Annotated in this window: 20 protein-coding genes; 10 read left to right on the forward strand and 10 right to left on the reverse strand. The window is 69.9% G+C overall.

The window, feature by feature from the left end; translation table 11 throughout:
• Positions 1-44: 44 nt before the first annotated feature.
• Together ACIRB1_RS32620 and ACIRB1_RS32625 are read left to right on the forward strand one after the other, a co-directional pair.
• The gene (locus ACIRB1_RS32620; RefSeq protein WP_403467916.1) at positions 45-1,505 is read left to right on the forward strand and encodes an aldehyde dehydrogenase family protein; all 1,461 of its coding nucleotides are present in this window, start codon (positions 45-47) and stop codon (positions 1,503-1,505) included.
• A gap of 184 nt (positions 1,506-1,689) precedes the next feature.
• A complete protein-coding gene (locus ACIRB1_RS32625; protein ID WP_403467917.1) occupies positions 1,690-2,238 on the forward strand; it encodes a DinB family protein in 549 nt (182 codons plus the stop codon).
• Between the two features lie 307 nt (positions 2,239-2,545).
• On the opposite strand, the gene ACIRB1_RS32630 is transcribed toward ACIRB1_RS32625, so the two are convergent.
• Both ACIRB1_RS32630 and ACIRB1_RS32635 read right to left on the reverse strand, forming a co-directional pair.
• A complete protein-coding gene (locus ACIRB1_RS32630) occupies positions 2,546-3,952 on the reverse strand; it encodes a glutamate decarboxylase (protein ID WP_403467918.1) in 1,407 nt (468 codons plus the stop codon).
• 39 nt (positions 3,953-3,991) lie between these two features.
• Positions 3,992-5,275 carry an ion channel protein gene (locus ACIRB1_RS32635; RefSeq protein WP_403467919.1) on the reverse strand — a complete coding sequence of 428 codons (1,284 nt, stop codon included), beginning with the start codon at positions 5,273-5,275 and terminating at the stop codon, positions 3,992-3,994.
• A 145-nt stretch (positions 5,276-5,420) separates the two neighbouring features.
• On the opposite strand from ACIRB1_RS32635, the gene ACIRB1_RS32640 reads away from it, so the two are divergent.
• A complete protein-coding gene (locus ACIRB1_RS32640; RefSeq protein ID WP_352184028.1) occupies positions 5,421-6,182 on the forward strand; it encodes a MerR family transcriptional regulator in 762 nt (253 codons plus the stop codon).
• 23 nt (positions 6,183-6,205) lie between these two features.
• Here the strand turns inward: ACIRB1_RS32640 and ACIRB1_RS32645 are convergent, their stop codons facing one another.
• Complete coding sequence (locus ACIRB1_RS32645) at positions 6,206-6,571, reverse strand: YbjQ family protein (protein ID WP_033286147.1); 366 nt, start codon at positions 6,569-6,571, stop codon at positions 6,206-6,208.
• A gap of 146 nt (positions 6,572-6,717) precedes the next feature.
• Here ACIRB1_RS32645 and ACIRB1_RS32650 point away from each other — a divergent pair, with 146 nt between their 5' ends.
• Positions 6,718-7,671 carry a DedA family protein gene (locus ACIRB1_RS32650; protein ID WP_403467950.1) on the forward strand — a complete coding sequence of 318 codons (954 nt, stop codon included), beginning with the start codon at positions 6,718-6,720 and terminating at the stop codon, positions 7,669-7,671.
• Positions 7,672-7,764: 93 nt separating this feature from the next.
• Here the strand turns inward: ACIRB1_RS32650 and ACIRB1_RS32655 are convergent, their stop codons facing one another.
• Positions 7,765-9,417 (reverse strand): threonine/serine exporter family protein, encoded by a 1,653-nt coding sequence (locus ACIRB1_RS32655; protein WP_352184030.1) that lies wholly within the window; start codon positions 9,415-9,417, stop codon positions 7,765-7,767.
• 103 nt (positions 9,418-9,520) lie between these two features.
• The gene (locus ACIRB1_RS32660) at positions 9,521-10,012 is read right to left on the reverse strand and encodes an inorganic diphosphatase (protein ID WP_019070224.1); all 492 of its coding nucleotides are present in this window, start codon (positions 10,010-10,012) and stop codon (positions 9,521-9,523) included.
• Between the two features lie 79 nt (positions 10,013-10,091).
• Here ACIRB1_RS32660 and dacB point away from each other — a divergent pair, with 79 nt between their 5' ends.
• The 6 genes from dacB to folE all read left to right on the forward strand — a co-directional run bounded on the left by dacB (position 10,092) and on the right by folE (position 17,860).
• On the forward strand, positions 10,092-11,753 hold the full coding sequence (dacB, locus tag ACIRB1_RS32665) for a D-alanyl-D-alanine carboxypeptidase/D-alanyl-D-alanine-endopeptidase (protein WP_352184031.1): 1,662 nt from the start codon (positions 10,092-10,094) through the stop codon (positions 11,751-11,753).
• Positions 11,754-11,917: 164 nt separating this feature from the next.
• Complete coding sequence (locus ACIRB1_RS32670; RefSeq protein WP_352184032.1) at positions 11,918-13,042, forward strand: zinc-dependent metalloprotease; 1,125 nt, start codon at positions 11,918-11,920, stop codon at positions 13,040-13,042.
• Between the two features lie 193 nt (positions 13,043-13,235).
• On the forward strand, positions 13,236-14,276 hold the full coding sequence (gene tilS / locus ACIRB1_RS32675) for a tRNA lysidine(34) synthetase TilS (RefSeq protein ID WP_352184033.1): 1,041 nt from the start codon (positions 13,236-13,238) through the stop codon (positions 14,274-14,276).
• A gap of 65 nt (positions 14,277-14,341) precedes the next feature.
• Entirely contained in the window at positions 14,342-14,902 is a 561-nt protein-coding gene (gene hpt, locus ACIRB1_RS32680; protein ID WP_019064278.1) for a hypoxanthine phosphoribosyltransferase, read from the forward strand.
• 186 nt (positions 14,903-15,088) lie between these two features.
• The gene (gene ftsH / locus ACIRB1_RS32685; protein WP_352184034.1) at positions 15,089-17,122 is read left to right on the forward strand and encodes an ATP-dependent zinc metalloprotease FtsH; all 2,034 of its coding nucleotides are present in this window, start codon (positions 15,089-15,091) and stop codon (positions 17,120-17,122) included.
• A 132-nt stretch (positions 17,123-17,254) separates the two neighbouring features.
• Positions 17,255-17,860: a GTP cyclohydrolase I FolE gene (folE, locus tag ACIRB1_RS32690; RefSeq protein ID WP_352184035.1), complete on the forward strand. Its 606-nt coding sequence runs from the start codon at positions 17,255-17,257 to the stop codon at positions 17,858-17,860.
• Between the two features lie 118 nt (positions 17,861-17,978).
• Here the strand turns inward: folE and ACIRB1_RS32695 are convergent, their stop codons facing one another.
• The 5 genes from ACIRB1_RS32695 to folP form a co-directional block, all read right to left on the reverse strand.
• The gene (locus tag ACIRB1_RS32695) at positions 17,979-18,467 is read right to left on the reverse strand and encodes a DUF3180 domain-containing protein (RefSeq protein WP_352113363.1); all 489 of its coding nucleotides are present in this window, start codon (positions 18,465-18,467) and stop codon (positions 17,979-17,981) included.
• Between the two features lie 59 nt (positions 18,468-18,526).
• A complete protein-coding gene (folK, locus tag ACIRB1_RS32700; protein ID WP_403467920.1) occupies positions 18,527-19,138 on the reverse strand; it encodes a 2-amino-4-hydroxy-6-hydroxymethyldihydropteridine diphosphokinase in 612 nt (203 codons plus the stop codon).
• A complete protein-coding gene (folB, locus tag ACIRB1_RS32705) occupies positions 19,135-19,494 on the reverse strand; it encodes a dihydroneopterin aldolase (RefSeq protein WP_033286136.1) in 360 nt (119 codons plus the stop codon). Before folB ends, folK begins: the two co-directional genes overlap by 4 nt.
• Positions 19,495-19,795: 301 nt before the next feature.
• Positions 19,796-20,299, reverse strand: coding sequence for a nuclear transport factor 2 family protein (locus tag ACIRB1_RS32710; protein ID WP_352184037.1), 504 nt, complete (start codon positions 20,297-20,299; stop codon positions 19,796-19,798).
• A complete protein-coding gene (gene folP / locus ACIRB1_RS32715; protein ID WP_352184038.1) occupies positions 20,296-21,204 on the reverse strand; it encodes a dihydropteroate synthase in 909 nt (302 codons plus the stop codon). Before folP ends, ACIRB1_RS32710 begins: the two co-directional genes overlap by 4 nt.
• Positions 21,205-21,327: the final 123 nt, after the last annotated feature.

The following is a 21,327-nucleotide window of genomic DNA, read 5'->3' on the forward strand; positions in this document are numbered from 1 at the left end:
GCAACTGATCGTGTCTGCTGACGATTGAGCGATTGAGGGATCACATGTCGTCCTACTTCACCGACCTGGCTCAGCAGTACATCGACGGTGAGTGGCGCCCGGGCACCGGCTCCTGGGACATCATCGACTTCAACCCGTACGACGGCGAGAAGCTCGCGTCGATCACGATAGCCACGGTCGACGAGGTCGACGAGGCATACCGTGCCGCCGCCCGCGCGCAGAAGACGTGGGGCGCGACCAACCCCTATGCCCGGCGTGCCGTGTTCGAGAAGGCCCTGCGGCTCATCGAGGAGCGCGAGCAGGAGATCGCCGAGGTGATCATCGCCGAACTCGGCGGCACGCACCTGAAGGCCGGCTTCGAACTGCACCTCGCCAAGGAGTTCCTGCGCGAGGCGATCCACCTCGCGCTGCGCCCCCAGGGCCGGATCATCCCCTCGCCGGTCGACGGCAAGGAGAACCGCGTCTACAGCGTCCCGGTGGGCGTCGTCGGCGTGATCAGCCCCTTCAACTTCCCCTTCCTCCTCTCCCTCAAGTCGGTTGCCCCCGCACTGGCGTTGGGCAACGGCGTGGTCCTCAAGCCGCACCAGAACACCCCGATCGTCGGCGGTTCCCTGGTCGCGAAGATCTTCGAGGACGCGGGCCTGCCGGGCGGCCTCCTGAACGTCGTCATCACCGACATCGCGGAGATCGGCGACGCGTTCATCGAGCACCCGATCCCGAAGGTCATCTCCTTCACCGGCTCCGACAAGGTCGGCCGCCACGTCGCGACCGTCTGCGCCGCGCAGTTCAAGCGCACGGTGCTCGAACTCGGCGGCAACAGCGCCATCGTGGTCCTCGACGACGCCGACATCGACTACGCCGTCGACGCGGCGGTCTTCAGCCGCTACGTCCACCAGGGCCAGGTCTGCATGGCCGCGAACCGTGTCCTCGTCGACCGGTCGATCCGGGACGAGTTCACCGAGAAGTTCGTCGCCAAGGTCAAGTCCCTCAAGGTCGGCGACCCGAGCGACCCGCAGACGGTGATCGGACCGGTCATCAACTCCTCGCAGGCGGACGCCCTTTCGGGGGTCGTCGAGCAGGCGATCGCGGAGGGCGCGACGGCCCTGGTGCACGGCACGACCACCGACAACCTGGTCGCCCCCTCGGTCCTCACCGACGTCCCGGCCGGCTCGGACCTGCTCCGCCAGGAGGTCTTCGGCCCGGTCGCCTTCCTCATCCCGTTCGACGGCGAGGAGGAGGCGGTGGCCATCGTCAACGACACGCCGTACGGCCTGAGCGGTGCGGTCCACACCGGTGACATCGAGCGCGGTGTGAACTTCGCCAAGCAGATCGACACGGGCATGTTCCACGTCAACGACGGCACCGTCCACGACGAGCCGATCGTTCCCTTCGGCGGCGAGAAGGCCTCCGGCGTGGGGCGCCTCAACGGCGAGTCGATGCTGGAGGCCTTCACCAGCCTGAAGTGGATCTCCGTGCAGCACGGTCGGAGCGGGTTCCCGTTCTGATCGCGCGAGCGATGATCCCCTGAGCGTTGATCCCCTGAGCGGTCGGTCTTTCTGGACAGCCGATCTCTTTACGACGCCGTAGCCCGGGCCATTGAGGACAGAAACTGACCTCGATGGCCCGTAGCTTCATCGGTGTCGGGCAGGGTGACAGGCTTCCTGCCGGCACCGGCGAAAGGTGAAGGCCATGGTCACGCACGTACCCGCGGACGCACAGGGCGACGAGCGCGGGTCGCTGCTCACGTTCATCGAGGACCAGCGGGGCGGTATCCGCAGGGCGTTGCTCGGGCTGACCGAGGAACAGGCCGCGAGCACGCCGAGCGCGAGCGGGCTCTCCCTCTCCGGGTTGCTCAAGCATGTCGCCGACGTCGAGCAGGGCTGGATCGCGCGGGCGAAGCAGGAGCCGCCGGCGGTCCAGCGCGACCAGAGCAACTGGCACGAGTCGTTCCGGCTGGTCGACGGCGAGACCGTCGAGGGCCGGCTCGCGTACTGGGACAAGGTCGTCGCCGAGACCGAGGCCTACGTCCGCTCGGTGCCCAGCCTCGACGACACCTTCCCGGTTCCGAGCGAACCCTGGTTTCCGCCGGAGGGGCGGGTCTCCGTGCGCTGGCTCTGTCTGCACCTGATCCGCGAGACCGCCCGGCACGCCGGTCATGCCGACATCATCCGTGAGTCCATCGACGGCGCCACCGCCTATGAGCTGGTCATGAAGGAGCGGGGCGCGACCGGGGGCTGACCTCGCGGGTCGGGGTCGACCAGTGGGGGCCTCGGTTCTCGTTGTGGTTTGCCCGCGGTGCGTTGTGGGTTGCCTGCGGTGCGTTGTGGGTCGGCGCCGCGCCGGGGGGTCTCCGTCCTCGGGTCGGCGCGGGGGCGTTTCTTGAGAGTGCGGCTGTGTGAGCGCCGACCGCTGCGGGCGGACACCCCCCGACACGTCGCCTTCTCGCCGTGCGCGGGCCGCGGGTCGTACCTGCCGTTCGTGGGATGGGGATACGACCCACTGGGCTCCCTTGGGGAGGGGGTACGACCCGCTTGGCCGCTGTGAGTTAGTGGTGGAAGCCTGTTGCTGCTTGCTCGTCCTGGGTGAAGGGGTGGGGTTGGCTGCGTAGTTCGGGGAGGAGGCGGGTCAGGTCGTCCAGGAAGAGTTCGGCCAGGTCTGCTGAGAAGCCGTTGCGGCAGACGATGCGGAGGACGGAGAGGTCTTCGCGGTTGGCCGGGAAGGTGTAGGCGGGGACCAGCCAGCCGTGTTCTCTGAGGCGGCGGGAGATGTCGAAGGCGTTGTAGTTCTCCACGCCGGGGGCCGTGGTGAAGGCGAAGACCGGCAACTCGTCGCCCCGGGTGAGGAGGGTGAAGTCGCCGAGGGCCTCGATGCGGTCTGCCAGGCCGCGGGCCACGTCCCGGGTGGACTGCTGGACCGCGCGGTAGCCCTCTCGGCCCAGGCGGAGGAACGTGTAGTACTGGGCCACTACTTGGGCGCCGGGGCGGGAGAAGTTGAGGGCGAACGTGGGCATGTCGCCGCCCAAGTAGTTGACGCGGAAGACGAGTTCCTCGGGGAGGGCCTCCTTGTCGCGCCACAGGGCCCAGCCGACGCCTGGGTAGACCAGGCCGTACTTGTGGCCCGAGGTGTTGATCGAGGCCACGCGCGGGAGGCGGAAGTCCCAGATGAGGTCCGGGTCCAGGAAGGGGGCGACCATGGCGCCGGACGCGCCGTCCACGTGGACCGGGATGTCGAGGCCCGTGCGCTCCTGGAGGGCGTCCAGGGCGGCGCACAGGTCGGCGATCGGTTCGTAGGAGCCGTCGAAGGTGGAGCCCAGGATGCCGACGACGCCGATCGTGTTCTCGTCGCACAGCTCGGCTGCGGCCTGGGGGTCGAGGTGGAAGCGGTCGCCCTCCATGGGGACCTGGCGTGCCTCGACCTCCCAGAAGTTGCAGAACTTCTCCCAGCAGACCTGGACGTTGACCCCCATCACCAGGTTCGGGCGGGCGGCTGGATAGCGGTCCTTGTTGCGCTGCGTCCAGCGGCGCTTCAGGGCCATGCCGGCGAGCATGCAGGCCTCGCTGGAGCCCGTGGTCGAACACCCCACGGCCGATGAGGGGTCCGGTGCGTTCCACAAGTCCGCGAGCATGGCCACGCAGCGTCTTTCCAGCTCGGCCGTGCGGGGGTACTCGTCCTTGTCGATCATGTTCTTGTCGCGGCACTCCGCCATCAGGACGCCGGCTTCCGGCTCCATCCAGGTGGTGACGAAAGTCGCCAGGTTCAGGCGGGAGTTGCCGTCCAGCATCAGCTCGTCCTGCACGAGCTGGGCCGCCGTCATCGGGGGCAGCGGGGCGTCCGCAAGCCGGTGCTTGGGCGGGGCCTCGGACATGCCGCCGACCGGATTGGCCTCTCCGTAGAAGGGGTTCACGGAAAGGGGGCGCTCGGTGGACGGGTCGGGACCTTCGTGCAACGGCATGGGCTTGCCTCCGATAAGGATCAAAAGAACCAACGGGTACTAGCGAACCGGAGTTCCGTCCGCGCGCAACTGCATCTGCGGTCTCCCGGTCACCAGGAGCCAGGCCGGCAGCGAGGCGATGCACAGCAGGGCGAGGATCGCGGGGGAGGCGACCAGGATCGCGGCCGTGAAGAGGCTCACCCAGCCCTGGCGGGTGATCGCGAGGAGCACGCCCAGGACGCCCGCCGCGACCCCGAGCGCCGGATGGACCGCGGGCACGACCGCGTGGGCGAACAGGCCGAACGCGACGCCGATGAAGACGGAGGGGAAGATCCGGCCGCCCCGGAAGCCGCAGGACGCGGCGACCAGCATCGCCGCCAGTTTCACGACGGTCATCGTCGCGAACTGGCCCGCCGACCAGCCCTCGGGATCGGCCGCGAGCTCCCCGACCTCGTCCAGCCCCTTGAAGAGCGTCAGATGGCCGCCCAGCGCCGCCAGAAGGCCCAGGACCAGTCCACCGATCGGAAGCGTCAGCATGGGGTGCTTGAGCCGTGAGAAGGCGCCGTGGACGTACGGGAAGAGGTAGACGGCCGCCATGCCGAGCGCGGCTGCCAGCGGCGCCAGCACCAGGACCGTCAGGAGGTCGCCCCAGCCGGGCCTGCCGAACGCGGGCAGATGCAGGTCGAAGGTCGGATGGGCCACCAGGGTGGTCGTCAACGCGCCGGCCGCGGCGGCGGCGAGCGGTGCGAACACGTTGTCCCACAGCGCGCCCCTGGTCTGCCGCGCGGCCAGCGCCTCCGAGATGAGCAGCGCCGCCGCGACCGGCGTCCCGAACAGCGCCCCGATCGTCGCCGACTCGGCCAGCACCCCCCACACCCCGCCCGGCAGCCGCGGTGCCAGCCTGCGCCCCAGCCACAGCGCGAGAGCCACGTTCACGGCGATGATCGGGTTCTCCGGGCCGAGGCTCGGGCCGCCCGCGAGCATCAGCGCGGTCGCCAGGACGAGTCCCGGCAGCACTCCCGGGGGCAGCGCCACAGGCTCCAGGCCGGTGGTCGCCGGGTCGGGGCCGGCGTGCCCGGGCACTTTCCACACCACCAGCCCGACCGCGATGCCGGTGGCCGTCAGCATGATGAGCATCCACAGGACGGAGTAGCGGCCGATGCCCAGGGCATCGGGCAGGTTCTTCCAGAGGACGTGCTGGAGCTGCTCGGCCGCCTCGCTCACCCCGATGAAGAGCAGACTCGCGCCCACGCCCACGACGAGTGCGGGGATGATCATCGGCAGCAGAGTGCGCGCCGGGGTCGTCGGGGCTGCGGGTGCCTCTTGCGCGCTGTGCTGGGCCACGCGCTCACCATAAGCGGGCAAAACGGACCCAACATCTTGAAGAACATCCTGAAGGAGGCAGTTCCGTGCGCCGCGAGGCTTATGGGCTTGCACCTCACGTGGCGTGAGGTCCCACCGTGGAGCGCGGACAGAGGAAGGAGCGGAAGTGAGCTACTCCGTAGGACAGGTCGCCGGATTCGCCGGGGTCACCGTGCGCACGCTGCACCACTACGACGACATCGGCCTGCTCGTCCCGAGCGAGCGCAGCCACGCGGGTCACCGGCGCTACACCGACGTCGACCTCGACCGGTTGCAGCAGATCCTGTTCTACCGGGAGCTCGGCTTCCCGCTCGACGAGGTCGCGGCCCTGCTCGACGACCCGGAGACGGACCCGCGCGCTCACCTGCGCCGCCAGCACGAGCTGCTGACCGCCCGGATCGAGAAGCTCCAGAAGATGGCCGAGGCCGTGGAACACGCCATGGAGGCACGCACGATGGGCATCAACCTCACCCCCGAGGAACGCTTCGAGGTCTTCGGCGACAAGGACCCCGAACAGTACGCCGAAGAGGCCGAACAGCGCTGGGGCGGCACCGAGGCCTACGCCGAGTCCCAGCGCCGGGCCGCCCGCTACACGAAGGCCGACTGGAAACGCCTCCAGGCCGAGGTCGACGCCTGGAGCGAGCGCTACGCCACCCTGGTGACCGCGGGCGAACCCCCCACCGCCGACGCGGCGATGGACCTCGCCGAGGAACACCGCCTGCACATCGACCGCTGGTTCTATCCGTGTTCTTACGAGATGCACACCTGCCTCGCCGGGATGTACGTCTCCGACGAGCGCTTCAAGGCGTTCTACGACGCGATGGCCCCGGACCTGGCCGAGCACCTGAAGGACGCGATCCTGGCGAACGCGTCCCGGCACACCTCCTAGAGGCCCGGCCCGGGGGTACGCCCTTACTCCCGGGCCAGGACCACTGCCGTCCCGTAGGCGCACACCTCGGTGCCCACGTCCGCGGCCTCGGTCACGTCGAAGCGGAACGCCAGGACGCCGTTGGCGCCACGCGCGCGTGCCTGCTCGATCAGCCGCTCCATGGCCTGGTTGCGGGTCTGCACGAGGGTCTTGGTGAGCCCCTTCAGCTCACCGCCGACCATCGACTTCAGACCGGCGCCGATCTGGCTCCCGAGGTGCCGTGAACGGACGGTCAGCCCGAACACCTCACCGATCACCTGCTCGACCCGGTACCCCGGGACGTCGTTCGTCGTCACGACCAGCACATCGGCCTGCGGCCCCTGGCCGCCGCCGTACTCTTCGATACCCATGGCTCACAGCTTTGTCCTACGGGATGCACAGTGCATCCTGGAGTCACCGGTGGAACCTGGGACGGACACATCGCGTTGATAGCTTTGTGCGGCTGCACCTGGACGCCGACGCACCTCCCTCCACCCCTCAGGAGCCCGGAACCGTGATGACGCTCGCCCTCGGCCCGAGCTGGCTCGACCCGAACACCATGCTCGACCGGTTCGGGATCTGGGGCCTCCTGCTCGTGGTCTTCGCGGAGTCCGGCCTGCTCATCGGGTTCTTCCTGCCGGGTGACTCCCTGCTGTTCACCTGCGGCCTGCTGATCACCGCGGGCACCCTCGACTTCCCGCTGTGGGCGGCCATCGCGCTGATCTGCGTCGCCGCGGTCCTCGGCGACCAGGCGGGCTACCTCTTCGGCAAGAAGGTCGGCCCCTCGCTCTTCAGCCGCCCGGACTCACGCCTCTTCAAGCAGGAGAACGTGGTCAAGGCGCACGAGTTCTTCGAGAAGTACGGCCCCAAGTCCCTGGTCCTGGCCCGCTTCGTGCCGATCGTGCGCACCTTCACGCCGATCATCGCCGGCGTCAGCGGCATGAAGTACCGCTCCTTCATCACGTACAACGTCATCGGCGGCGTCCTGTGGGGCGCGGGCGTCACGCTGCTCGGCTCCTGGCTCGGCAACATCGACTTCGTCCACAAGAACATCGAAGCGATCCTGATCCTGATCGTCCTGGTCTCCGTGGTCCCGATCATCATCGAGTTCCTCCGCGCCCGCTCCAAGGCCAGGAAGAACCCCGTGGCCCCCCAGGAGCACCCCGGCGACCCGGCGGCGACCCAGCCCTTCCCCGTGATCATGGACGACTCGACGACCCAGCTCCGCCGCGTGGACAGGCCGCAGCAGCAGCCCCAGCCTCAGCAGCAGCCCCAGCCCCAGCACAACAACGGCTACGACCAGAACAGCGGCTACGACCAGTACTACGCCCAGCCCCAGCAACAGCCGTACCAGCAACAGCCCTACGGCAACGAGCAGTACGGCAACCAGCAGTACGGCAACCAGCAGTACCCCCCGTACGACAACCAGGGCCAGGGCTACTCCCAGAACGGCGGCTATCCCCAGTCCTAGCAGCGCGCCCCCAAGGGGCGCGGGGAACTGCGCGACACGCCACCACGGACCTGCACCCGCCCCGAAAAGCCAAGCCCCCGAGCCGCCGAGCGCTCAGAAACCCCGGGTCCGCTTGGCCGCCCGCCGGGCCCCGCTGGAAGCGCCCGGCAGCCGTAGGAACAACCGCGAGATCTCCGACCCCAGGTTGACCCCGATGGCGATGGCCATGGCAAGAGAAGCCGCCGTGGCCAGTGACACCAACCCCCGGTCGACCTCGTTCTGCGCGGTCGCCAACAGCCCGAAGTACGTGGCGGAGCCAGGGAGCAGAGGCCCGATCGCCGCGGTCGTGTAGGGCAACGCCGACGCGAACCGGTACCGCGACAGCAACTGCCCGAACAGCCCGACCAGCCCCGCCGCGACGGCCGTGGAGGCGACCGGCGAGATCTTGGCGACGTAGTGCATCGCCCCGTACACGGACCAGGCGACGCCTCCGTTGAGGGACACCAGGAGCACGGTGGATCGTTCCTGCTGGAGCAGTACGGCGAAGGTCAGCGACAGCAGCACGGACGCGGCGATCTGCCACAGGGGGCGGTGGGAGTTGCCGAGGGCCGCGTCCGGGTTGAGCTGCGCGCCGAGCTTCACGCCGAAGTACAGGACGATCAGGACGCCGGCCACGATGCCGACGAAGAAGTACATGACCTCCAGGAGCCGCGCCGCCGCGGTGATGTAAAAACCCGTCAGGCCGTCCTGCACGCCCGCCACCAGCGCCCGCCCGGGCAGCAGGGCGAACAGCCCACCGGTGATGACCGCGGAGGCCTTCACATCGACCTCCGCGACCGTCAGCGCGACCCCTATCGCGGCGGGCGGCATCGCGGCGACCGTGAACTGGTAGAACTCCGGCAGCCCGCGCCCCGCGCACAGCCATGCCAGCCGGTCTCCCAGCATCGCGCCGAGCGCGGCGGCGAAGAACACGATGATGTCACCGCCGACGAGCACGGAGGCGGCACCGGCGAGCAGCCCGCTGGCGGAGGTCAGCACCCAGCCGGGGTACGGGTGCCGGTTGCGCCGCATCTCCGCGAGCCGCCGGTAGGCGTCCTCCAAGGAGAGTGCCGTTTCCGGATCGCTGAGGTCCTGGACCAGCCGGAACACGGCCGCGAGCCGTGTGTAGTCGGTGCCCCGGCGGCGCACGGTCCGGGACGCGGTCACCGGATCGTCCACCAGGGAGGGCTGATAGGAGATCGACAACAAGGTGAACGTGACGGTCGGCTCGCAGCGGTCGAGGCCGTAGGAGCGGCAAACCGCGAACATCGCCGCCTCGACGTCCTCGGCGCCCTCGCCGCCCGCGAGCAGCAACTCCCCGATGCGGAGCGTCAGATCGAGCACACGGGGCACGGCGGGGCCGCTGTCGTCCGGCTTCTGCACCGGCTCCGGCGCGGGCCGCTCGGCCACCGGCATGCGCAGCATCGTGCGCATCCGGTCCTGCCAGGGCACGTCCTTGGTGAGGCTGACGGCGGGAATCCCGGTCGGGGGAGTGAAGGCGGGCGGCGCCTTGCGCGCGCTGTAGAGACTGGGCGGGCTGAACGCCGAGCCCTCGGAGTCCTCGACGGCCGGCGCGGGCGTCACGCCGAGCCCGCTCGGCACGGCGAACTCGGACGTCGTAGAAGACTCGCCGTCGATCGACACGGGTGCCGCCTCGACGCCCGCCGGAGCGGTGAAGGCGCTCCTGGCCTCGTCGGACTGCGGCTTTCGGTCCTCGGCTTCCGTCACTCCGCGGCACTCCCTGTACGACACTTCGGTGATCTTCAGTATGCGCACAGGCATGGAAACGGGCCGCACGCGTGCGCGTGCGGCCCGTCAGTGCGCAGGGGGCTCAGTGGCCGCCCTGCTCCTTGAGTCGCTTGTAGGAGCGCTCGATCTCCGCCTCGGCGTCCGTACGGCCCACCCAGTTGGCGCCCTCGACCGACTTGCCGGGCTCCAGGTCCTTGTAGACCTCGAAGAAGTGCTGGATCTCCAGGCGGTCGAACTCCGACACGTGGTGGATGTCACGCAGGTGCTCCACACGCGGGTCGGACGCCGGGACGCACAGCAGCTTGTCGTCGCCGCCGGCCTCGTCGGTCATCCGGAACATGCCGATCGCACGGCACTTGATGAGGCAGCCGGGGAAAGTCGGCTCCTCCAGGATGACCAGCGCGTCCAGCGGGTCACCGTCCTCGCCGAGCGTGTTCTCGACAAAGCCGTAGTCGGCCGGGTAACTGGTCGAGGTGAAGAGTCGACGGTCCAGGCGGATCCGACCGGTCTCGTGGTCCACCTCGTACTTGTTCCGCGAACCCTTCGGGATCTCGATCGTGACGTCGAACTCCACCGGTGGCTCCTCCATGATCAGCACATAGTTCTGGTGGTTAAGTGTCCCTCACGCAGGTGTGTGATCGCGAAAGGGGCTGGTGGTCGTGCCGGAGCTGAGGCCTTGGCGGGCCGCGAGACCGCAGGCGGCGCGGATCGCGAGAGCCGTCCGGCCCCGTCTGGAACGGGCCGCGAAGTCCGTGAAACCGCAGGTCACACGGCTCGATCAAGCCGTACGACCGCGGGTCGCGCGGCTCACTCAAGCCGTGTCGCCGAAGGTCGCCCGACTCGTCGCATCCATGTCACCGCAGGTCGCTAAGGTGCCGCGGCCCGACAGGACCTGGCAGTTCACCGCCGTCGCCGCCACCGCCGGAATGGCGCTGACGGCGGTCGTGGTGACCGCCGCGGGTCCCTGGGACTCCTCGGGTCAGCGTACGGCCGAGCGGGACCGCGCCGTCGCACTCGAACAGTCAGGTGGCGTAGATCACGGCCGTAATTCCGATACGTCCGCCAAGGCGCCCCGCCCCGCCCCGAGCGCGGCGTCCGTCCTGGTCGGCCTCGGCGGTTCCGCGAACGCCGTGAAGTCGGCCCCGACCGGCACGGCCCTCTCGGACGTCCTCACGCCCCTCCTGGGCGACGCGGCGCTCGGCACCCGCCACACGGCCGCCGTGGTGGACGTCTCCACCGGAAAGCGCCTCTACGGTGTCGGCGCCGACGACGCGTTGACCCCGGCCTCGACGACGAAGATCGCCACCGCGGTGGCCGCCCTCTCCGCGATGGGCCCCGACCACCGCCTCACCACCCGCGCCGCCCTGGAACCCGACACCAAGGAACTCGTCCTGGTCGGCGGCGGCGACCCGACCCTGACGGCCCACCAGGACGCCGAAGGCTGGGCCAGCCTGCGCACCCTCGCCGACAAGACGGCGGCGGCCCTGAAGAAGCGCGGCATGACCGACGTGACGCTGTCGTACGACACGACCCTGTACGCCGGGCCCGAACTCCACCCGATCGGGGTCAACGACAACCTCGCCCCGGTCAGCGCCCTGATGGCCGACGAGGGCCGCACGGACGACTCGTCCAGCGGGCAGGTGCTGCGCGTGCCGGACCCGGCGGCGGACGCGGCCGGGACATTCGCGGGCTTCCTGAAGAAGCACGGCATCACGACGACGTCCCCGGGTCCCTCCAAGGCGACCGGACGCGCCGACACCCTCGCCACGGTCACCTCGCCGCCGCTCTCCGACATCGTCGAGCGGATGCTGACCAACAGCGACAACGACATCGCGGAGGCCCTGGCCCGCCAGACCGCCGTGGCCACGGGCAAGCAGGCCGACTTCCACGGCGGTGCCGCCGCGATCGCCGCCCAGCTGACGAAACTTCACCTCCCGCTCAAGGGCGCCGCGTTCAACGACGGCAGCGGCCTCAACCGCGACGACCGCCTCACCGCCGACCTCCTGACCGCCCTCCTGGTCAAGGCCGGCGACCCGGCCCACCCGGAACTCCGCCCGGTCCTCACCGGACTCCCCGTCGCGGCCTTCACCGGCACCCTGACGACCCGCTACACCGACGCCACGGGCGCCGCGGGCGTGGTCCGCGCCAAGACCGGCACCCTCACGGGCGTCAACACCCTGGCGGGCACGGTCGTCGACAAGGACGGCCAACTCCTCGCCTTCGCCTTCATGGCCTCCGACACCACGAACACCCTGGAGGCCCAGGCGGCCCTGGACCACACGGCAACCGCACTGGCGGCCTGCGGCTGCAGTTAGACCCCGGACGGCCCACAACTGCCGTACGAACCGCTGTGGGCAGGCGTTCCGCGAGGTGGAACGGGTGGGCACGGCCGCCGACGCCGGGCGCCGCCGCGGCCGACGCTCACCTGACCGACGCTCGCGGCCTGCCCCAAGCGGGAGCGACCACGTACGGTTGACGCATGACGAGCATCGGTGGTGCCGAGATGGTCGACTGGAATCTCGCGGTGGCGACCGCGACCCGACTCGTGCGGCCGGGCCCCGAGGTGAGCCGCGACGAGGCCCGGGCCGTCGTCGCGGAGCTGCGCCGGCATGCGAAGGCCTCGGAGCAGCACGTCCGGGGCTTCACCCGGATGGGCACGGACGACATCCATGACACCCCGATCCTGGTCGTCGACCGCCCCGGCTGGGTGCGGGCGAACGTCGCCGGGTTCCGGGAGGTCCTCAAGCCGCTCCTCGACAAGATGCAGGAGCGGCGCGGCAACACCCCCGGGGGCGCCGTCTTCGGCGCGGTCGGCGGCAAGGTGACCGGCGTGGAGCTGGGCATGCTGCTGTCGTTCCTGTCCTCGCGCGTGCTCGGGCAGTACGAGACGTTCGCCCCGGCCTCCCGCGAGCTGCCGGCGGGGGCGAAGGGCGGCCGGCTGCTGCTGGTCGCGCCGAACATCGTGCACGTGGAGCGCGAACTCGACGTACAGCCCCACGACTTCCGCCTGTGGGTGTGTCTGCACGAGGAGACGCACCGCACGCAGTTCACGGCGGTGCCCTGGTTGCGTGACCACCTGGAGGGCGAGATCCAGTCGTTCTTGGGGGAGACCGAGGTCGACCCCATGACGGTCCTGGAGCGCATCCGGGAGGCCGCCCAGTCGCTGGCCGGGGGCCGGCCCGAGGGCGAGGAGGACGACAGCGATGGCCGCTCCCTGGTGGAGATCGTGCAGACGCCCGCGCAGCGGGAGATCCTCGGCCGCCTCACCGCCGTGATGTCCCTCCTGGAGGGGCATGCCGACTTCGTGATGGACGGCGTCGGTCCCGACGTCGTGCCGAGCGTCGCGGAGATCCGCGAGAAGTTCCAGCAGCGTCGCGCGAAGGGCGCCTCGCGACTGGACTCGGCGCTGCGCAAGCTGCTGGGCCTCGACGCCAAGCTGCGGCAGTACCGGGACGGCGAGCGGTTCGTCCGCGCGGTCGTCGACCAGGTCGGCATGGACGGCTTCAACCGTGTGTGGACCTCCCCGAACACGCTGCCGACCAAGTCGGAGATCGCCAAACCGGCGGACTGGGTCGCGCGGGTGCATCGCAAGGCCGAGTCGTGAACGTGCCGTGGGCGGGGTGAAACGAATCCGGCCTACGGCAGGCGAACGCCCCTGCAATCACCCGTCCGAGGGACCGTGAGCGATGGGTAGGCGTGCAATGCTCGGGGAACGCCCCGGTTCTGTCACCATCTACACACTCTGAGTGACCGAATCTCGGGCCAACCCCCCGAAAACTTCATGAAGGGAACCGGACATGGGTCCCCATCCTGCGGTCGCGGCGATACGCCTGGCGGTCCGCCGCGTACTCCACGACATCCTCACCGACCACGAGGCCCTCCAGACCGCCGGCGCCTCCCGGCACCCCTCGCACGAGCGCCCGCCCTCGCCGCTCGTGCTCGTCGCATGCTCCGGCGGCGCCGACTCCATGGCCCTCGCCTCCGCCCTCGCCTTCGAGGCCCCCAAGCTGGGCATCAGGGCCGGCGGCATCACCGTCGACCACGGCCTCCAGGCCGGCTCCGACCTGCGCGCCGACGAGGTCGTCCTGCGCCTGCGCGAGCTGGGCCTGGACCCCGTCGAGGCCACCAGCGTGACCGTGGGCCGCGAGGGCGGCCCCGAGGCAGCAGCCCGGGACGCCCGTTACGCCGCCCTCGACGCCTGCGCCGCCCGGCACGGCGCCGCCGCCGTCCTGCTCGGCCACACCCGCGACGACCAGGCCGAAACCGTCCTGCTGGGCCTGGCCCGCGGCTCCGGCATCCGCTCCCTGTCCGGGATGGCCGCGGTCTCGGGGGCCGACGGCCGTTACCGCCGCCCCTTCCTCCAGCTCGACCGGCAGACCGCCCGCAAGGCCTGCATGGTCCAGTCGCTGCCCGTCTGGGACGACCCGCACAACACCGACCCGGCGTACACACGTTCCCGGCTCCGCCACGAAGGCCTCCCCGCCCTGGAGAAGGCGCTCGGCAAAGGGGTCGTGGAAGCACTCGCCCGCACGGCGCAGCTGTCCCGGGACGACGCCGACGCCCTCGACACCTGGGCCAGCCAGGCAGAGGCCTCCGTACGCGACGCCACCGGGCTCCTGGAGTGCGCCAAGCTCTACGCCCTGCCGCCCGCCGTGCGCCGCCGCGTGCTGCGCCGGGCGGCCATCCAGGCCGGTGCCCCGGCCGGTTCGCTGTTCGCCCGTCACATCGAGGAAGTCGACCGCCTGATCACCGGCTGGCGCGGCCAGGGAGCCATCAATCTCCCGGGCAAAGTCGTCGCCCGGCGCCAGGGTGGCAGACTGGTGATTCGGCAAGGCTGAATCGACACCCCCTCCGGGCCTCCGGGGGCGGGGCCAGGTAGTGGCCGGTTGGACGACCGAAAGTGATGCGGGTGGACGCGAAAGACATGGGTGACGACCTCCAGTCGGTGCTCATCACCAAGGAAGAGATCGACGCGAAGCTCGTGGAGCTCGCCGCGAAGATCGACGCGGAGTACGCGGGCAAGGACCTGCTGATCGTCGGCGTCCTCAAGGGCGCGGTGATGGTCATGGCGGACCTCGCCCGGGCGCTGTCCACCCCCGTCACCATGGACTGGATGGCCGTGTCGTCGTACGGCGCGGGCACCCAGTCCTCCGGTGTGGTGCGGATCCTCAAGGACCTCGACACCGACATCAAGGGCAAGCACGTCCTCATCGTCGAGGACATCATCGACTCCGGGCTGACGCTGTCCTGGCTGATCTCCAACCTCGGCTCGCGCGAGCCCGACTCGCTGAAGATCTGCACCCTGCTCCGCAAGCCGGAGGCGGCCAAGGTCGCCATCGACGTGGAGTGGGTCGGCTTCGACATCCCGAACGAGTTCGTCGTCGGCTACGGCCTCGACTACGCCGAGAAGTACCGCAACCTCCCGTTCGTCGGTACGCTCGCGCCGCACGTCTACGGCGGTTAGAGCCACTCGGCCCAAGCCCGGTAAGACGATCGGGAACCCCAGCGGGTTTCGCGCCGTTGGAGCATGCAGACGCGTCTCCCAGCGGTCCTGTGCGGCTTTGGCCCACCATGCTGGGGTACCGTCAGAAGAACTGTCTTTATCAAACTCACTATGGCAGGAGGGACGGAGCGAATTCGCTCCGTATGGATGGACGTGAAGCGATACTTCCGTGGGCCGGTCATGTGGATCGTGCTGGCCGTCCTTGCCGTGGTCGTGTTGATGCAGGTCGTCGGCTCGTCCGGCGGCTACAAGACGGTGGACACCGGCCAGATCGTCCAGGCGATCAATGACAACAAGGTCCAGTCGGCCAAGATCACCACCGGTGACGAGCAGACCGTCAAGGCCACGCTCAAGGACGGCGTAAAGGTCGAGGGCAGCTCGAAGATCCAGGCGAGCTACATCGGCGACCAAGGCGTGAACCTCGCGGCCACGCTGCAGACCAAGTACCAGGACAAGCAGATTCCGGACGGCTACACGGTGTCGCCGACGAAGCAGAACGCTTTCGTCGGGATCCTGTTGTCGCTGCTCCCCTTCGTCCTCATCGTGGTCGTCTTCCTGTTCCTGATGAACCAGATGCAGGGCGGCGGCTCCCGAGTCATGAACTTCGGGAAGTCCAAGGCCAAGCTCATCACCAAGGACACCCCGAAGACGACGTTCGCGGACGTCGCGGGCTCCGACGAGGCCGTCGAGGAACTGCACGAGATCAAGGAGTTCCTCCAGGAGCCGGCGAAGTTCCAGGCCGTCGGCGCCAAGATCCCCAAGGGCGTACTCCTGTACGGCCCCCCCGGCACCGGCAAGACCCTGCTGGCGCGCGCCGTCGCGGGCGAGGCCGGGGTGCCCTTCTACTCGATCTCCGGTTCCGACTTCGTCGAGATGTTCGTCGGTGTCGGTGCCTCCCGAGTCCGTGACCTCTTCGAGCAGGCCAAGGCGAACGCCCCGGCGATCGTCTTCGTCGACGAGATCGACGCGGTCGGCCGCCATCGCGGCGCCGGCCTCGGCGGTGGTCACGACGAGCGCGAGCAGACGCTGAATCAGCTGCTCGTGGAGATGGACGGCTTCGACGTCAAGGGCGGCGTGATCCTCATCGCCGCGACGAACCGGCCCGACATCCTCGACCCGGCCCTCCTGCGCCCCGGCCGCTTCGACCGCCAGATCGCGGTCGACCGCCCGGACATGCAGGGCCGTCTGGAGATCCTCAAGGTCCACCAGAAGGGCAAGCCGGTCGCTCCGGACGTCGATCTGTCGGCCGTCGCGCGCCGTACGCCGGGCTTCACCGGCGCGGACCTGAGCAACGTCCTCAACGAGGCCGCCCTGCTCACCGCCCGAGGCAACCGCAAGCTGATCGACAACGCCATGCTGGACGAGGCGATCGACCGTGTGGTCGCGGGCCCGCAGAAGCGGACCCGGATCATGTCGGACAAGGAGAAGAAGATCACCGCGTACCACGAGGGCGGACACGCCCTGGTCGCGGCGGCTTCCCCCAACTCCGACCCGGTGCACAAGATCACGATCCTCTCCCGAGGCCGTGCTCTGGGCTACACGATGGTCCTGCCGGAAGAGGACAAGTACTCGACCACGCGCAACGAGATGCTCGACCAGCTGGCCTACATGCTGGGTGGCCGCGCGGCCGAGGAACTGGTCTTCCACGACCCGACCACGGGCGCCGCGAACGACATCGAGAAGGCCACCGCGACGGCCCGCGCGATGGTCACGCAGTACGGCATGACCGAGCGCCTCGGCGCGATCAAGTTCGGCGGCGACAACACCGAGCCCTTCCTGGGCCGAGAGATGTCGCACCCGCGCGACTACTCGGAAGAGGTCGCCGCGCTCGTCGACGAAGAGGTCAAGAAGCTCATCGAGAACGCGCACAACGAGGCCTGGGAGATCCTGGTCGAGAACCGTGACGTGCTCGACGCGCTCGTGCTCCAGCTGCTGGAGAAGGAGACGCTGAACAAGGAGCAGATCGCCGAGATCTTCGCTCCCATCGTCCGGCGTCCGGCCCGTCCCTCCTGGACCGGCTCCTCCCGCCGTACGCCGTCCACCCGCCCGCCGGTGCTCTCCCCCAAGGAGCTGTCACTGACGAACGGGACGAACGGCGCGGGACCCGCGATCACCGCCGGTGCGACCACCGAGTCCTCTCCCACGCTGGAGAAGGCCCCGGAGGACCGCCCCGACAACTGAAGCGCGTCTCACACGGCCTGAAATGGATGCCGCGCCCCCCGGGATTTAGCCTGGGGGGCGCGGCTTTTCCATTTGCCCGCAACTGAGGCGTGTGTCCCGCACACGCGTGACCCGCACAGGAACGAGGCAGACATGACCGACCCCGTGACGCTGGACGGCGAGGGATCGATCGGCGTCTTCGACGAGAAGCGCGCCGAGAACGCCGTACGCGAGCTGTTGATCGCGGTTGGTGAGGACCCGGAGCGTGAGGGGCTCAGGGAGACGCCGGCGCGGGTGGCGCGCGCGTACAAGGAGATATTCGCGGGGTTGTGGCAGCGGCCCGAGGACGTGCTGACGACGACGTTCGATCTGGGGCACGACGAGATGGTCCTGGTGAAGGACATCGAGGTGCTCAGCTCGTGTGAACACCACCTGGTGCCATTCGTCGGGGTGGCGCATGTCGGGTACATCCCGTCGGCCGACGGGAAGATCACGGGGTTGTCGAAGCTGGCCCGGCTGGTCGATGTCTACGCTCGGCGGCCTCAGGTGCAGGAGCGGTTGACCACGCAGGTCGCCGACTCGCTGATGTCGATCCTGGAGCCGCGCGGGGTGATCGTCGTGGTCGAGTGCGAGCACATGTGCATGTCGATGCGCGGGGTGCGGAAGCCGGGGGCCAAGACCATCACGTCCGCCGTGCGGGGGCAGTTGCGGGACCCGGCCACGCGTAACGAGGCGATGAGCCTGATCATGGCTCGTTGACGCGTCGCTTCGCCGGCCAGGGCGGAGCGGTTCGTCGTGTGGGTGCGGGCCCGGTGGGGGCTGGGCGGGCGGTTCCCCGCGCCCCTTTCGGGGCGCTCAAGCGAGGGGCGCTGTCCCATCAGGTGACGGGCGTCGCTCCTGCCGCGTTGTTGTCGTCGTCCTCCGGGAGCTTGCAGATGCGCTCCAGGAAGATGGCCGCCGCTATGACCGCGATGCCCGCCACCACCGAGAAGCCGGCGTAGATGGCCTGGTCGCGGCGGGCCGGGATGTCGAGGGACTCCAGGAGGTAGGCGCCCGTGCCGCCGTACATGCCGGCGACGAGGGCGGCCACCAGGGCACTGGCCTGGCCGAAGACGACCGCGCGGGCGGCCATCAGGGGGTCGACGCCCTTGGCGCCGGGGCGGCGCTCTCGCTGCGCCTTGAGGCGGGCGCGCAGGGAGAGCGCCGTGGCCAGCAGGACCACGGCGATCACGGCGAGGACGATGGGGGCGGCCAGTGGCACGCTCGGCAGGGTGCCCACGGCGCTCCACAGCCGGGCCCCCGCCCAGGACAGCACTCCGGCGATCACGAACACGCCGGCCAGCACCCTGATCCGCAGCTCTCTCACGGTGTCCCTTCAGCTCCCCGTGCCCTGTCCGGGCGTAGTGGTCGTCTCGACCTTAACGACTACTCGGGCAGCCGGAGTTCCAGATCCTTGCGGGGCGCGACGCCCTCACGGGTGACGGCGTCGAGGAGGGCGGCGACCGCACCGCGTCCCGGCAACTGCGCCTCGGGCTCCACGTCGTGCCACGGCGCGAGCACGAAGGCCCGCTCGTGGGCGCGCGGGTGGGGGAGCGTCAGGACCGGGTCGTCCGAGACGACGTCGGCGTACGCGACGATGTCGACGTCGATCGTGCGCGCGCCCCAGTGCTCCTCGCGGACCCGGTGGAAGGCCTCCTCGACCGCGTGCGCCCGCTCCAGCAGGGAGGACGGGGGCAGGGTGGTCTTGAGGACGACGACCGCGTTGAAGTACGACGGCTGGCTGTCGGGATCGACGCCCCACGGGACCGTCTCGTAGACGGGTGACACGGCCTTGATGCGGACGCCGGGGGTGTCCTCCAGGGCGTCGATGGCGCCCTGGAGGGTCTCCAGGCGGTTGCCCAGGTTCGCGCCGATGGAGATCACGGCGCGCATCGGGTTGCTGAGCGTGGTGTCGGCGGCGTCCACCTGCTGCACCACGGAGGCGGGCACCGGCTGGACGGTCGGGTCGCTGTGACCCTCGGTGAACGAGAAGGTCATACTCGGCTCCGGGTGATGGTGACGGTCACGTCGTCGAAGGGGACGGTGATCGGGGCGTCCGGCTTGTGGACGCGGACCTCGACCTCCTCGACCCCTTCGTGCTTCAGGCAGGTCTGCGCGATGCGCTCGGCGAGGGTCTCGATGAGGTTGACGGGCTCGCCCTGGACGACGGCCACGACCTCCTCGGCCACGATGCCGTAGTGCACGGTCTTCGCCAGGTCGTCGTCGGCGGCGGCCGGCCGGGTGTCCAGGCCCAGGACGAGGTCCACGATGAAGGTCTGGCCCTCTTCGCGCTCCTTCGGGAACACGCCGTGGTGCCCGCGGGCCTTCAGGCCGCTCAGCGCGACACGGTCCACGCGAATCACTCCTGCAATCGTCGGTGGTGGCCGGTTCGTACCGTGTGCGGGCGGTACTCCGGCCTCGAACGAATCTACCTGCGGGCACTGACAATGCCGGGCCGCGGGGGCGGGGGCACTGTCCGGGGCCAGAGGGTTCATCGAGCGTTTCCCCTGGGGAACCCGGTGGCTCATGGGTCGGTAGCCGCCCCTACCCGCACGTTCGTGATTCCAACCACTTCTTGGTCCCGACGGGTTTCCGATGCGCTCGGACAAACCCGGTCGGGGTCCCGGCGGGTCTTCAGAAGGGGCGCCTACCCACTCAGGTGGGGGTGTCCTCGTCCTCGTCCTCGTTGTTTTCGGCCATAACCGGGGACGCGTGGTGCGACCACAGTTTCCAGCCGTCGGGTGTGCGCCGGAACACGTTCGTGGCGACCACGAGCTGGCCCACCAGGGGGCCCAGTTCGTCGCTGTCGTCGGGGGACGGTCCGCCGCTGAGGATGTTCTCCGTGCAGGTCACCAGCGCGGTGTCGCCGGTCACCGAGACATGCACGTCGGTCAGGAAGAACTGGATGTACTCGGTGTTCGCCATGATCAGCGCGTACGACCGGAGGACCTCGCCGCGCCCGGTCAGCACCGGCCAGCCTGGGTGCACGCAGGAGATCACGCCGCTGTCCGCCGGGTCGTGGTACTCCTCGTCGACGCCGAGGTCGGCCGGGGTGAGCCAGAGGGAGGACAGCTCGTCGAAGTCGCCGCGTTCGAGGGTCTCGTAGAACGCGGTGTTGGCGAGTTCCACCTGCTCGACGTCGGTGTGCGGGGCGGTCACCGGGCGGCCTCGGAGTTGGTGTGCGGGGCCGGGTGGGCGCCGGGGGCGCGCGCTCCTTCGACGGCGCGTGCGACCCGTACCGCGTCGGCGGTGGCGCGGACCTCGTGGACGCGCACCGCCCATGCGCCGGCGTGCGCCGCGAGCGCGGAGACGGCGGCCGTGGCGGCGTCGCGCTCGCGTGCGGGCGGGGGCGCGCCCTCGGGGCCGGCGAGGACGCGGCCGAGGAAGCGTTTGCGGGAGGCGGCGACCAGGAGGGGGTGGCCGAGGGCGAGCAGGCGGTCGAGGTGGGCCAGGAGGACGAGGTCGTGCTCGGCGTCCTTGGAGAAGCCGAGTCCCGGGTCGACGACGATCCGGTCGGGGGTGACACCGCCGGCCAGAACGGCCTCCACGCGTGCGTGCAGTTCGTCGACGACCTCGGTGACGACGTCGTCGTAGACCCCCTTGACGTTGCCGCCCTCCAGGAAGCCGCGCCAGTGCATGACGACGAAGGGGGCGCCCGAGGCGGCGACGACCGGGATCATCGCGGGGTCGGCGAGACCGCCGCTGACGTCGTTGACCAGGACGGCGCCCGCGGCGAGGGCCTGCTCGGCGACCGAGGCGCGCATGGTGTCGACGGAGACGGTGACGCCCTCGGAGGCGAGGCCGCGCACCACGGGGATGACGCGCTTGAGTTCCTCGGCCTCGTCCACGCGGGCGGCGCCCGGGCGGGTGGACTCGCCGCCGACGTCGACCAGGTCGGCGCCCTCGGTGACCAGGTGGAGGCCGCGCTTGACGGCCGCCGTGGTGTCGAAGAAGCGGCCGCCGTCGGAGAAGGAGTCCGGGGTGACGTTCACGACTCCCATGACCGCGCACCGGTCCCACTCCGGAAGGCCCGTGACGCGCCCGCGTCCGCTCTGCTTGCTCATACGGCCAGCGTAGGCCCAGAGGGAGGGCGCACGGCCCTGCGGGCCGGGTGGAAGCGGCCTGGTCCGGCGGGGGACCGCGGGCCGCTGGACCAGGCCCGGGCGGGCCCGCCCGGGGGGAGGCGG

The organism is Streptomyces sp. NPDC096013 (assembly GCF_044763565.1).
In the GTDB taxonomy this organism is placed as follows: domain Bacteria; phylum Actinomycetota; class Actinomycetes; order Streptomycetales; family Streptomycetaceae; genus Streptomyces.

Bases quoted from the DNA above. Each gene is read 5' to 3' on its own strand.
- ACIRB1_RS32670 (WP_352184032.1), top strand. From the start codon at position 11,918: ATGACGAGCATCGGTGGTGCCGAGATGGTCGACTGGAATCTCGCGGTG.
- ACIRB1_RS32650 (WP_403467950.1), top strand. From the start codon at position 6,718: ATGACGCTCGCCCTCGGCCCGAGCTGGCTCGACCCGAACACCATGCTC.
- folE (WP_352184035.1), top strand. From the start codon at position 17,255: ATGACCGACCCCGTGACGCTGGACGGCGAGGGATCGATCGGCGTCTTC.
- ACIRB1_RS32620 (WP_403467916.1), top strand. From the start codon at position 45: ATGTCGTCCTACTTCACCGACCTGGCTCAGCAGTACATCGACGGTGAG.
- ACIRB1_RS32625 (WP_403467917.1), top strand. From the start codon at position 1,690: ATGGTCACGCACGTACCCGCGGACGCACAGGGCGACGAGCGCGGGTCG.
- folK (WP_403467920.1), bottom strand. From the start codon at position 19,138: ATGACCTTCTCGTTCACCGAGGGTCACAGCGACCCGACCGTCCAGCCG.
- ACIRB1_RS32630 (WP_403467918.1), bottom strand. From the start codon at position 3,952: ATGCCGTTGCACGAAGGTCCCGACCCGTCCACCGAGCGCCCCCTTTCC.
- tilS (WP_352184033.1), top strand. From the start codon at position 13,236: ATGGGTCCCCATCCTGCGGTCGCGGCGATACGCCTGGCGGTCCGCCGC.
- folP (WP_352184038.1), bottom strand. From the start codon at position 21,204: ATGAGCAAGCAGAGCGGACGCGGGCGCGTCACGGGCCTTCCGGAGTGG.
- ftsH (WP_352184034.1), top strand. From the start codon at position 15,089: ATGGACGTGAAGCGATACTTCCGTGGGCCGGTCATGTGGATCGTGCTG.
- ACIRB1_RS32645 (WP_033286147.1), bottom strand. From the start codon at position 6,571: ATGGGTATCGAAGAGTACGGCGGCGGCCAGGGGCCGCAGGCCGATGTG.
- hpt (WP_019064278.1), top strand. From the start codon at position 14,342: ATGCGGGTGGACGCGAAAGACATGGGTGACGACCTCCAGTCGGTGCTC.